The organism is Naasia sp., assembly GCF_025465545.1.
In the GTDB taxonomy this organism is placed as follows: domain Bacteria; phylum Actinomycetota; class Actinomycetes; order Actinomycetales; family Microbacteriaceae; genus Naasia.
Window position 1 is genome coordinate 1 of record NZ_JAODMK010000030.1, and the last position, 12159, is coordinate 12159.

Below are 12159 nucleotides of genomic sequence, written 5' to 3' on the forward strand. Positions count from 1 at the left end.
GACGCCAACCTGGCGCCCTCTCGCCGGGTCGCCTTTCTGGACCCGGACGAGGCCGCGGTCGACGACGCCCTCGCTGACACCCGCACCCTCGCTCAGAAGCGGCTGGATGCCCTGGTTGCGATTGCGAAGGGCAGCCTCAGGGCGGACGCCGGGGACGTCTCCGGCACCGCGGTGACGATGCTGGTCAGCATCGACGCCGCGGCCCTCGTCAGCGGGATTGGTGCGGCCACGATCTTCGGGGTCGACGAGCCGATCAGCGCGGGCGCCGCCCGCCGGCTCGCGTGCGAGGCGAAGATCCTGCCCGTCGTCCTCGGCGGAGCATCCCAGCCGCTCGACCTGGGCCGGGAGCGCCGCCTCTTCACCGAGGCGCAGCGAGTGGCGATGGCGATTCGGGACGGCGGGTGCGTCTGGCCGGGCTGCCAGGAGCCGCCGGGACGATGCCAGGCCGCGCACCTCGAGCCCTGGTTCCCCGCCGGCAGAACGGACCTCGTCAACGGAGTCCTGCTCTGCCCGTTCCACCACCGAAGATTCGACCGCGACGGCTGGTCGATGCGGTTCGAGGACGGCGTGCCGTACCTGATCCCGCCCCCGTGGGTTGATCCCGCCGGGACGCCGCGACGAGCGGGCAGGGTCTCTGCGCCCGCACCCCTCTGACCCGGGATCTGCGCGAGCCGCCCGGTGGTCGAGGAGGCCAGAAGGCCCGTCTCCGAACCAGCACCAGAGACCGCATCAAGCCGGTCCCCGAAACCGGCTCAGCCCAGGCGGTGCAGCCAGCCGTGCCGGTCCGGGCGGCGGCCGTACTGGATGTCGGTGAGCTCCTGACGCAGCGACATCGTGAACTCGCCCGCTCCGCGACCCGGGTCGCCGATCGAGAAGTCCGGGGACTTCAGCTCGCCGATCGGCGTGATCACGGCAGCCGTGCCGCAGGCGAAGACCTCGGTGATCTCCCCCGATGCGACGCCGTCACGCCACTCGTCGACCGCGACGGGCCGCTCCTCGACCGCATGGCCGCGGTCCTTCGCGAGCTGGATGACGCTCTCCCGCGTGATGCCCTCGAGGATCGTGCCGCGCAGGCTCGGGGTGATGAGCGTGCCGTCGTGGCGGACCAGGAACAGGTTCATGCCGCCGAGCTCCTCCAGGTACTTGCCCTCCTCGGAGTCGAGGAACAGCACCTGCGCGCAGCCGTGCTGGTACGCCTCTGCCTGCGGCAGCAGAGACGCGGCATAGTTGCCGCCGGTCTTCGCGGCTCCCAGTCCCCCGCGACCGGCGCGGGTGTAGTCGGTGGACAGCCAGATGGACACCGGCTCGACTCCGCCGTGGAAGTAGGCCCCTGCCGGGCTCGCGATCACGCGGTAGTCGACCTTCTGGGCGGCCCGCACGCCGAGGAAGCTCTCGCTCGCGTACATGAACGGGCGGAGGTAGAGGCTCGTCTCCGGAGCGGAGGGCACCCAGGCGCCGTCGACCGCGATCAGCTGGCGGAGGGACTCGAGGAAGTCCACGACGCTCAGCTCCGGCAGGGCCAGACGGCGGGCGGAGCGCTGCAGACGCAGGCCGTTCGCCTCCGGACGGAACGTCCAGATGGAGCCGTCCGCGTGCCGGTACGCCTTCAGTCCCTCGAAGATCTCCTGGGCGTAGTGCAGCACCGACGCGGCGGGGTCGAGCGAGATGGGCCCGTACGGCACGACCGCGGCGTCATGCCAGCCGTCGTCCAGCGTCCAGGTGATCTGCACCATGTGGTCGGTGAAGTGCTTGCCGAAGCCCGGGGAGGCGAGGATCGCGTCGCGCTCCGCCTGGTCCCGGGCGGCCTGCGACGGGGTCGTCGTGAAGGCGAGGGGGAAGGCGGTGGCCGTGTCTGTCGTCGTGGTCATGTCTCAGCTCCTGGAAGGCGTAGCGGCGGCGGTGCCGGTCAGCTGCGCGACGATCGCGTCGCCGGTCTCGGCGGTCCGCCGCGGGGTGCGGTCGGCGGCCCGGGCGGCGAGGTCGGCGGTGACCGCCTCGGTCACCCGTCCCGCGGCCTCCGGCAGACCGAGATGGTCGAGCAGGAGTGCGACGGAGAGGATGGCCGCGGTGGGATCGGCTTTCTGCTGCCCGGCGATGTCGGGGGCGGAACCGTGAACCGGCTCGAACATCGAAGGGAACGTGCCGTCCGGATTGATGTTGCCGGAGGCCGCGAGTCCGATGCCGCCGCTGATAGCGCCGGCCAGATCGGTGAGGATGTCGCCGAAGAGATTGTCCGTGACGATCACGTCGAACCTAGCAGGATCGGTGACGAGGAAGATCGTGGCCGCATCCACGTGCAGGTAGTCGACCTGCACGGACGGATACTCGGCGCCGACCCCGTCCACGATGCGCTTCCAGAGGCTCCCGGCGAAGGTGAGCACGTTCGTCTTGTGCACCAGAGTGAGCTGCGAGCGCCGCTCCAGCGCCTTGGCGAAGGCGTAGCGGACCACCCGCTCAACGCCGTGGGCGGTGTTGATGCTCACCTCGGTCGCGATCTCGTGCGGGGTGCCCGCGCGGATCGTGCCGCCGTTGCCCACGTATGGGCCCTCGGTGCCCTCGCGGACGACCACGAAGTCGACCTCGCCGGGCGACGCGAGCGGAGACGTCACGCCCGGGTGCAGAACGGTGGGCCGCAGGTTCACGTAGTGGTCGAGCTGGAACCGCAGCTTGAGCAGCAGGCCCCGCTCGATGTTCGCTCCGGCGAGACGCGGATCGCCGGGGACGCCGCCGACAGCGCCGAGCAGGATCGCGTGGTGCTCGGCGATGCGCGCGAGCTCCTCGTCCGGCAGCACGTCGCCCGTGGCCAGGTAGCGGCCGGCGCCGAGGAAGAACTCGGTGACCTCGACGGTGGTGTCGGCGGGCAGCGCGGCGTGCAGCACCTTGAGCGCCTCCGCGACGACTTCGGGCCCGATGCCGTCGCCCGGGATCGAGGCGAGGCGGAGAGTGCGCGGCATAGTGCTCCGAAAGGGAAGAGGGGAATCGCGGCGAGGCCGCCGTGCGATCAGATTATCGCGCGTGCCAGAATGGGGCGGCCGGATGGCCAACCGATCGAAAGGCACGAAATGAGTCTCGGAGCAGGCATCTTCCTTCTCGCCGTGGGGGCCATCCTCGCCTTCGCGGTGCACATCGATGTTCCCGGCATCGATCTGGCGATCGTCGGCTGGATCCTGATGGTCGCCGGCATCATCGGCATCATCCTCGGCATCGCCCTCCTGGCCCGCCGCCGTCAGTCGGTGTCGACCACCCGCACCGCCGTGGACCCCGTGACCGGCGACTCCGTCCGGCGCGACGTCCGGGACGACACCCTCTAGATCTCCGCAGCAGAACGATGAAGGGGAGCGCCCGCGGGCGCTCCCCTTCATCGTTCTCAGCCGGAAGCCGTCGCTCAGCTGAGGTCGGCGACGTCGATCTCCCGCAGACTGTCGGCCGAGATCGCGGTGCGGATGTCCTCGAGCAGCTCCTCGGGCGCGGGTCCGTCGATGGTGAGCACGCTGAGCGCCTTGCCGCCCGGGCCCTGACGCGCGATCTGCATGCCGGCGATGTTGATGCCGGCCTCGCCGAACTTCTGGCCATAGATCGCCACGATGCCCGGCCGGTCGTCGTACGTGAACACCACGAGGTGCTTGGCGATCGGCACCTCCACGTCGTAGCCGTTGATCTCCACGATCTTCTCGATCTGCTTGGTGCCGAGCAGGGTGCCGGACACCGAGATCTGGGTGCCGTCGGAGATCGAGCCGCGGATGGTGAGCACGTTGCGGTACTCCTCCGACACCGAGTCGGTGAGCAGCCGCACCGCGATGCCGCGCTGCTCCGCGAGCAGCGGTGCGTTGACATAGGACACGTTCTCGCTGACCACGCCGACGAAGATGCCCTTGAGGGCGGCGAGCTTGAGGACGCTGACGTCGTAGTCGGCCAGCTCGCCCCGCACCTCGACGTCGACGCTGGTGAGCGCGCCGTCGGCGAGGCCCGAGAACATCTGGCCGAGCTTCTCCATGAGCGGGATCCCGGGGCGCACGTACGGGTCGATGATGCCGCCCGCCACGTTGACCGCGTCGGGGACGAGCTCGCCCGAGAGGGCCAGCCGCACCGACTTCGCGACCGAGACCCCGGCCTTCTCCTGCGCCTCGTCGGTGGAGGCGCCGAGGTGCGGGGTGACGACGATGTTGTCGAGCCCGAGCAGCGGCGATCCGGTGGGCGGCTCCGAGACGAACACGTCGATGCCCGCGCCGGCGATGCGCCGCGTGGAGAGCGCCTCGTACAGCGCCGTCTCGTCGATGATGCCGCCTCGGCTCGCGTTGACGATGCGGAGCTCGGGCTTGGCCTTGGCGAACATGGCGGCGTCGATCAGGCCGGTCGTCTCGTGCGTCTTGGGGATGTGGATCGTGATGAAGTCGCTCTGCGCCACGAGCTCGTCGAGGCTCAGCAGGTGCACCCCCAGCTGCTGGGCGCGGGTCGGCGTCACGTACGGGTCGTATGCGACGAGGTTCGCCCCGAAGCCGGCCAGGCGCTGCGCGACGAGGGTGCCGATGCGGCCGAGGCCGACGATCCCGATGGTCTTCTCGTAGAGCTCCACACCGGTGAAGCGGCTGCGCTTCCACTCCCCCGCCTTGAGCGATGCGTTCGCGTCGGGGATGTGCCGGGCGAGGGCGAGGAGGTGGCCGATCGCCAGCTCCGCCGCCGAGACGACGTTGGACGTCGGGGCGTTCACGACCATGACACCGGCCGCGGTGGCGCTGGCGATGTCGACGTTGTCGAGGCCCACGCCGGCGCGGGCGACGACCTTGAGCATGGGCGCGGCGGCGATCGCCTCGGCGTCGATCCGGGTGGCGGACCGGACCAGCACGGCGCTGGCGTCGGCGAGGGCGGCGAGCAGGGCAGGACGGTCGGTGCCATCGACGTCGCGGACGTCGAAATCGGGGCCGAGGGCCTCGACGGTGGCGGGTGAGAGTTCTTCGGCGATCAGAACGATCGGCTTGGTCACAGGTTCCGTCTTTCTCCTACCGAGCGCGTCTCGGGCCGGGCACAAAACAGTACGACTCTAGTGGGCCCCCCGAACCGGCCCCGGGGGTGTTACGTGCCGAGGAGCTCCACGCTCTGGCGGGCGATCTCGAGCTCCTCGTTGGTGGGGATCACAAGCACGGCCACTCGGGAGCCCTCTGCGGAGATGATCCGCTCACCCCGCTCGGGCGAGCTGTTCCGCACCTCGTCGAGCTGCACGCCCGCGAAGCCCAGCGTGGCGACGGCGCCCGCGCGAATCCGCGGGCTGTTCTCCCCGACCCCTGCCGTGAACGCGATGGCGTCCGCTCCGCCGAGCTGGGCGAGGTAGGCGCCGAGGTAGTGCCGCAGCCGGTGCAGGTAGACGTCGATGGCGAGCTGCGCGTCGGCGTCGCCCGAGTCGGCCCTGGAGACCACGTCGCGGAGGTCGGCACTGCCCGACAGCCCGAGCAGGCCGCTTCGCCGGTTGAGCAGCTCGTCGAGGTCGTCGATGCTCAGGTCCGCCCGCCGGCTCAGATGCAGGAGGACGGCGGGGTCGATGTCGCCGGACCGGGTGCCCATCACGAGCCCTTCGAGCGGCGTCATGCCCATCGAGGTGTCGATCGACCGGCCGCCGTCGACCGCGCAGGCGGAGGCGCCGTTGCCCAGGTGGAGCACGATCACCTTGGCCGTGTCGACGTCGACGCCGAGGAACTCGGCGGCACGGCGGGACACGTACTTGTGCGAGGTGCCGTGCGCGCCGTAGCGGCGGACCCGATGGCGGGCCGCGAGGTCCTTGTCGATGGCGTAGGTGAACGCCTCGGGCGGCAGCGTCACGTGGAAGGCGGTGTCGAACACGGCCACCTGCGGGATCCCGGGGAAGGCTTCGAGGGCGGCTCCGATCCCGGCGAGCGCCGGCGGGTTGTGCAGCGGCGCAAGGGCGGAGAGCTCGTCGATGTCCTGCAGCACCCGGTCGTCGATGCGGGCGGGGCCGGAGAAGCGGGCGCCGCCCTGCACCACGCGGTGGGCGAGTGCCGCAGGGGTTCCGTCGTCGAGCGCGGGGCCGTGCAGGCGGAACGCGTCGATCATCGCGCGGAAGGCGGAGGGATGGTCGCGCATCGCCCGTTCGGTGAGGTGCTCGCCCTCGGGGGTGCTGTGCGAGCTCGACCCGGTCCGCTGGCCGATCCGCTCGATCAGGCCCTTCCCGAGCACCTGCTCGGTGTCCGTGTCGATCAGCTGGTACTTGAGTGAGGACGACCCGCTGTTGATCACCAGGACGGTGCTCACGCGCGGGCCTCCCCCGCCTGGATCGCGGTGATCGCGACCGTGTTCACGATGTCCTGGACGAGGGCGCCTCGCGAGAGGTCGTTGACCGGCTTGCTGAGGCCCTGCAGCACCGGCCCGATCGCGACGGCTCCCGCGCTGCGCTGCACGGCCTTGTAGGTGTTGTTGCCCGTGTTGAGGTCCGGGAAGATGAACACCGTCGCGCGCCCGGCGACGGCGGATCCTGGCAGCTTCGTGCGGGCGACGGCCGCATCGGCCGCCGCGTCGTACTGGATCGGTCCGTCGACCGGCAGCCCCGGGCGGCGCTGTCGCACCAGCTCCGTGGCGGCACGCACCTTCTCCACGTCCGCTCCCGCGCCGGAGGCGCCGGTCGAGTAGGACAGCATCGCCACTCGCGGCTCGATCCCGAACTGTGCGGCGGTCAGCGAGGAGGACAGCGCGATGTCGGCCAGCTGGTCGCTGGTGGGGTCCGGGATCACCGCGCAGTCGCCGTAGACGAGCACCCGATCGGCGAGCGCCATCAGGAAGACGCTCGAGACGACGGAGACTCCGGGCTTGGTCTTGAGGATCTCGAAGGAGGGCCGGATGGTGTGCGCCGTCGTGTGGGCCGCTCCCGACACCATCCCGTCGGCGAGGCCGAGGTGCACCATCATCGTGCCGAAGTAGGACACGTCCGTCACCACGTCGCGGGCGACGTCGAGCGTCATGCCCTTGTGCGAGCGAAGGCGGGTGTACTCGACGGCGAACCGCTCGCGCAGCTCCGGGTCGAAGGGGCTCAGCACGGCCGCGGCGCTGATGTCGGCGCCGATGCCGGAGGCCCGCGCGCGCACCTCGACCTCCTCACCCAGGATGGTGAGACGTGCGACACCGCGCCGCAGCAGCTTGTCTGCCGCCTGCAGGATGCGATCATCGTCCCCTTCGGGGAGCACGATGTGCGAGCCTGCGGCGCGAGCCCGTTCGAGCAGCTGGTGCTCGAACATCAGCGGCGTCACCACGCCCGTGTGCGGCACCGCGAGGAGGTCGACGAGGGCCTTCCGATCGACGGACCGCTCGAACAGGGCGAGGGCCTGGTCGTACTTGGCGCTCGACTCGGCGGCCAGTCGCCCGCGGCTGCGGGTGACCCGCACGGCGGTGTCGTAGGTGCCGAGCGGCGTGGACACGATGGGCAGCGACACCTCGATGCCGGCGAGCAGGCGCTCGATCTGCTCCGGCAGCTCGAAGCCGCCGTTGAGGAGGATGCCCGCCAGCGAGGGGAACGTGCCGGACGCCTGGGCGAGCAGCGCGGCGAGCAGCACCTCGACGCGATCACCGGGCACCACCACGACCGCGCCCTCGGTGAGCCGCGGCAGCACGTTGACCATCGACATGCCGGCCACCACCACGCCGAACACCGGGCGGCCGAGCAGCGACGGGTCGCCCTGCACCAGGGTGCCGCCGGTCGCCGTCATCAGGTTCTTCATCGTGGGCGCGACGAGCAGCGGATCCTCCGGGATCACCCACACGGGCACCGCCTGGTCGTGCACGGTGAGCCCCACGCTGAACCGGACGGCGGAGAGGATGGCCGGATCCACCCGGTTGGCGACCACGGCGAGGAGCGCAGCGTGCTCGGCACGCAGCTCGGCCGTGGAGACCTCCGCCACCTGGGCGATCTCATCCGCGGTCCTGGCCGGCGCGGAGCCGAACCGGTCGCCCCCGCCGGCCGTGCGCCCGCCGAGGACCAGGATGACGGGCGCGCCGAGATTGGCCGCCACCCGGGCGTTGAAGGCGAGCTCCGTGGGAGTTCCCACATCGGTGTAGTCCGAGCCGAGGATCACGACGGCGGCGCACTGCTCCTCGACCGCCTTGAAGCGCTCGACGATCCGGGAGAGGGCGGCCTCCGGGTCGACGTGCACCTCGTCGTAGGAGACGCCGATGCACTCGTCGTAGCCGAGCTCGACCCCGTCGTGCTCCAGCAGCAGCTCGAGCACGTAGTCGCGCTCCGCCGTCGACCGGGCGACGGGCCGGAAGACGCCCACCCGATCGACCTCTCCCCGCAGTGTGTCGAGCACGCCGAGCGCCACCGTGGACTTGCCGGTGTCGCCTTCGACGGACGTGATGTAGACAGTCTTCGTCTCGAGGGGCACTCCGCGATTCTACGGAGCGCCCCCGTGACGACCTGTCCGGCCGCCGCCCTCAGGCGAGGCGGACCGAGACCGGGGTGGGGTTGGAGAAGAGGTCGAGCACCGGGCAGTGGGCGTCGACGGCGTCGCGGAGCTCGTCGTAGCGCTCGCGGCTCTCCGGCCCGTCGAGGGTGATGGTGAGCCGGATGTCGCTGAAGCCGGCCCGGACGGACTCGTCGATCCCGAAGATCTTGTGCACGTCGAGGTCACCCTCGGCCTGGATGTCGATGCTGTCCAGCGCGATGCCGAGGGCCTGGGCGTAGAGCCGGTAGACCACGACCTGGCAGGAGATGAGGGCGCCGAGCGCGTACTCGACGGGGCTGGCGGCCTCGTCGTCGCCGGCCAGTGCTGCCGGCTCGTCGACGAGGAAGCGGTGCTTGCCCGCCTTGATGCGCGTCGCGACGCTGCCGGCGGAGGTGCCTGAGACCTTGTAGGTGAGCCGGGCGCTGTTCGCGTCGGCGGCGATGCGCTCGGCCCAGGCGGTGCCGGCAGCGGTCAGGCGTTCTGCGCGCTCGGCCGGGTCGAAGCTGGTGGGGTCGGCGCGGACATCGGGGCGGGAGGAGGTGTCGGTGAGAGTCATGACAAGAACGCTAGGGAGGCCCCGACAGGCAGCGGAAGGGCCCGCGTCACGCGCCGTAAGGCGCCGTCACCGGAGGTAACGCGCCGTTCCCCGGTGCGACGCCGGGCTCTATCGGAAGCTCGATTCGTTCGCCGCGCGTCAGGCGGGCTCCCAGCTCCGCCAGGATCTCCCGCGTCGAGCTCATGCCGAACCGCGTCACCCCCACCCGCATCATCGCGAGGGCCGCGTCGAGGGACCGCACCCCGCTGGATGCCTTGACGCTCATTCTCGGGCCCACGCTCGAGCGCATGATGCGGAGCGCGTCCAGGGTCGCGCCCGTGCGCGCGAACCCCGTCGACGTCTTCACGAAGTGGGCTCCGGCCCGCTCCGCCAGGCCGCACGCCCGCGCGATCTCCTCCTCGGTCAGGTACGCCGTCTCGAGGATCACCTTGACGATCCTGCCCTCCGACGCCTCGACCACCCGACGCAGCTCGTCCTCGACCGCCTCATCGCGGCCGCCGCGGAGCCAGCCGATCTGCTGGACCACGTCGATCTCCGCGGCACCGTCGTCGAGCGCCTGCCTCACCTCCGCGAGCTTCGACGCCGTCGATCCGCTGCCGTGCGGAAACCCGATCGGTGCGCCGACGAGCACTCCGCTGCCCCGCAGGAACCGGACGGCGTGTTCCGTGTCCCTCGTCGGGACGAACACCGAGAACACGGAGAGCTCGGCGGCGAGCGCGAGCTGCAGATCCAGCTCGGCCCGGGTGCACTGCGGGTTCAGGACCGCATGATCGATCATCGCCGCGAGCCCCGGAACGGTGAGCAGCTCCCCCTCGCCCGTCATGTGCCAGCCAGGGTGGGAGGAAGCGGAGCCATGGCTCAGTGTAGGCGCGGCGTTCGCTGGGACGCTGGGCTCGCTGGGGCACCGCAGCACCGGGGGCGACTGGGTGGGCGAGGATGGGCCGATGGACGCCTCCGCGATCGCGCTCGGCGCGCTCCGGATCGCTCTGGCCGCCGCGTTCGTCCTCATGGGCGTCGCCCACTTCCGGCCGGGTCCGCGCCGGGTGATGGCGCGGATGATCCCTCCGGCGCTCACCGGGTCGGACCCCAGGCGGGCCGAGCTGCTCGTGGCCTTCACCGGGGTCTGCGAGCTCGCCGGCGGCGTGGGACTCCTCCTGCCGCCGGTGGCGTTTCCCGCCGCCGCCGCGCTCGTGCTGTTCCTCGTCGCCGTGTTCCCCGCGAACGCGTATGCCGCCGAGCGTCCGGCCGAGTTCGGCACCGTCGCCTTCCCGTTCTGGCCGCGCTACGCCGGACAGCTCGTGCTCGTCACGCTGCTCGGCCTGCTGCTGGCGTCCTGAGTCTCGCCCAGGATCGTCCCTGCTCAGGAGCGGAGCAGCGCCTCGAGGGTGAGCCCGAGACAGGCGGTCGCGCCGAGACCGGCCGCGAGGCTCACCGCGAGCAGCACCGGCTTCCTCCGCCAGCCGATCAGCAGCGAGACGAGGAAGGCCGCGGGCGGCACGAGGATGGCGCTGCCCAGCACGAGCCACGCGTACGAGTTGAGGGGGTGGCCGGCCGCCGAGGCGAACGCGAGCAGGGCCACCAGGTTCGCGATCGCCTCGACCAGATCCCAGCCGAAGAACAGGGCGAAGCCGGCCGCCACGATCAGGGAGGGCACCGACACCGACCGGCGCGGGCGGGTCCCCGGCTGCTCCGCCGGTGCCGCGTAGCTCACGCTCCCCCGATCACGAGCGGCCACGGCGCCAGCAGGACCACGCCGGCGAGGAGTCCGAGGAGGCGCGCCCGAGCGGTCGGTGCCAGGAGCACGGCCGCGGCCGCCCAGAGCACCGGACCGGCCACGGCGAGCACCTGGCCTGTGTTGTAGAGGATCCCCGGCACGAGGCCGGTGGGGCTGAACGGGTTGCGCAGGCCCGCCATCGCCCAGCCCATGGAGTAGGCCAGGAGCACCAGCGCGAGCGCGGCGACCGGGGCCAGGGCGAGCACGGGTTCACGCCGCCACGATGCCCGAGTGCGCTCCCCCACCTCCCCATGATGACGGGAGACGGCGGAAAGAGTGAACGCCGCCCCTCTCGGGACGGCGTTCACTGCCGGTCCGGAACTAGGCCGGAAGGCCGGGGATCAGCGCGCAGCCGAACCCTCGGTGTAGTCGGCGTCCGTCTGCTTCCAGGCGAACAGCGCGCGCAGCTCCTTGCCGGTGGCCTCGATGGGGTGCTGGGCGCCCTTCTCGCGGAGAGCGAGGAACTCGGGACCGCCGGCGTCCTGGTCGTCGATGAAGCGCTTGGCGAAGGCGCCGCTCTGGATGTCCGCGAGCACCGCCTGCATGTTCTCCTTGACGTGAGGGTCGATGACGCGGGGGCCGGAGACGTAGTCGCCGTACTCGGCCGTGTCGGAGACGCTCCAGCGCTGCTTGGCGATGCCGCCCTCCCACATCAGGTCGACGATCAGCTTGAGCTCGTGCAGCACCTCGAAGTAGGCCACCTGCGGCTGGTAGCCGGCCTCGGTGAGGGTCTCGAAGCCGTACTGGACGAGCTGCGAGACGCCGCCGCAGAGCACGGCCTGCTCGCCGAACAGGTCGGTCTCGGTCTCCTCGGTGAAGGTGGTCTTGATGCCGCCGGCGCGCAGGCCGCCGATCGCCTTCGCGTAGGAGAGGGCGAGCGGCCAGGCCTGGCCGGTGGCGTCCTGCTCGACGGCGACGATCACGGGCACGCCGCGTCCCGCCTCGTACTCGCGGCGGACCGTGTGGCCCGGTCCCTTGGGGGCGACCATGAACACGTCGACGCCCGCGGGGGCCTGGATGTAGCCGAAGCGGATGTTGAAGCCGTGGCCGAAGACGAGCGACTTGCCGTCGGCCAGGTTGGGGGCGATGTCGTCCGCGTAGACGTGGCGCTGCACCTGGTCGGGCGCGAGGATCACGATCACGTCGGCCCAGGCTGCGGCGTCGCCGGGGGTGTGCACCCGGAAGCCCTGGTCCTCGGCCTTCCCGCGGCTCTTCGAGCCCTCCTTGAGGCCCACGACGACCTCGACACCGGAGTCGCGGAGGTTGAGCGCGTGGGCGTGACCCTGGGAGCCGTAGCCGATGACGGCGACCTTCTTGCCCTGGATGAGCGAGAGGTCGGCGTCCTTGTCGTAGAAGATGTCGGTCATGTGAGTTCGTTCTTCCTTGTT

At 71.1% G+C, this 12159-nt stretch carries 13 protein-coding genes; 3 read left to right on the plus strand and 10 right to left on the minus strand.

What is annotated here, in order from left to right:
- Positions 1–654, plus strand: a 654-nt coding sequence (locus JWR33_RS08495; protein WP_297411045.1) for an HNH endonuclease signature motif containing protein, incomplete at its 5' end; no start/stop codon positions are given.
- A gap of 98 nt (positions 655–752) precedes the next feature.
- Here JWR33_RS08495 and JWR33_RS08500 read toward each other — a convergent pair.
- Complete coding sequence (locus JWR33_RS08500; protein ID WP_297411047.1) at positions 753–1868, minus strand: branched-chain amino acid aminotransferase; 1116 nt, start codon at positions 1866–1868, stop codon at positions 753–755.
- A 3-nt stretch (positions 1869–1871) separates the two neighbouring features.
- Positions 1872–2954, minus strand: coding sequence for a 3-isopropylmalate dehydrogenase (locus JWR33_RS08505; protein ID WP_297411048.1), 1083 nt, complete (start codon positions 2952–2954; stop codon positions 1872–1874).
- Between the two features lie 108 nt (positions 2955–3062).
- On the opposite strand from JWR33_RS08505, the gene JWR33_RS08510 reads away from it, so the two are divergent.
- Positions 3063–3311, plus strand: coding sequence for a DUF6458 family protein (locus JWR33_RS08510; protein WP_297411050.1), 249 nt, complete (start codon positions 3063–3065; stop codon positions 3309–3311).
- Between the two features lie 74 nt (positions 3312–3385).
- Here the strand turns inward: JWR33_RS08510 and serA are convergent, their stop codons facing one another.
- The 5 genes from serA to deoC all read right to left on the minus strand — a co-directional run bounded on the left by serA (position 3386) and on the right by deoC (position 9820).
- Positions 3386–4981 (minus strand): phosphoglycerate dehydrogenase, encoded by a 1596-nt coding sequence (serA, locus tag JWR33_RS08515; RefSeq protein WP_297411052.1) that lies wholly within the window; start codon positions 4979–4981, stop codon positions 3386–3388.
- 89 nt (positions 4982–5070) lie between these two features.
- The gene (locus JWR33_RS08520; RefSeq protein ID WP_297411054.1) at positions 5071–6261 is read right to left on the minus strand and encodes an acetate kinase; all 1191 of its coding nucleotides are present in this window, start codon (positions 6259–6261) and stop codon (positions 5071–5073) included.
- Entirely contained in the window at positions 6258–8381 is a 2124-nt protein-coding gene (gene pta, locus JWR33_RS08525) for a phosphate acetyltransferase (protein ID WP_297411056.1), read from the minus strand. Before pta ends, JWR33_RS08520 begins: the two co-directional genes overlap by 4 nt.
- 49 nt (positions 8382–8430) lie before the next feature.
- A complete protein-coding gene (locus JWR33_RS08530; protein ID WP_297411057.1) occupies positions 8431–8997 on the minus strand; it encodes an OsmC family protein in 567 nt (188 codons plus the stop codon).
- 46 nt (positions 8998–9043) lie between these two features.
- Positions 9044–9820 (minus strand): deoxyribose-phosphate aldolase, encoded by a 777-nt coding sequence (deoC, locus tag JWR33_RS08535; protein WP_297411059.1) that lies wholly within the window; start codon positions 9818–9820, stop codon positions 9044–9046.
- A 121-nt stretch (positions 9821–9941) separates the two neighbouring features.
- Between deoC and JWR33_RS08540 the strand changes: the two genes are divergently transcribed.
- Positions 9942–10334: a DoxX family membrane protein gene (locus JWR33_RS08540; protein ID WP_297411061.1), complete on the plus strand. Its 393-nt coding sequence runs from the start codon at positions 9942–9944 to the stop codon at positions 10332–10334.
- A gap of 23 nt (positions 10335–10357) precedes the next feature.
- On the opposite strand, the gene JWR33_RS08545 is transcribed toward JWR33_RS08540, so the two are convergent.
- The 3 genes from JWR33_RS08545 to ilvC form a co-directional block, all read right to left on the minus strand.
- Positions 10358–10708 (minus strand): hypothetical protein, encoded by a 351-nt coding sequence (locus JWR33_RS08545; protein ID WP_297411063.1) that lies wholly within the window; start codon positions 10706–10708, stop codon positions 10358–10360.
- Complete coding sequence (locus JWR33_RS08550; protein ID WP_297411065.1) at positions 10705–11016, minus strand: hypothetical protein; 312 nt, start codon at positions 11014–11016, stop codon at positions 10705–10707. The genes JWR33_RS08545 and JWR33_RS08550 overlap by 4 nt, the downstream gene beginning before the upstream one ends.
- A 96-nt stretch (positions 11017–11112) precedes the next feature.
- Entirely contained in the window at positions 11113–12138 is a 1026-nt protein-coding gene (ilvC, locus tag JWR33_RS08555; protein ID WP_297411066.1) for a ketol-acid reductoisomerase, read from the minus strand.
- Positions 12139–12159: the final 21 nt, after the last annotated feature.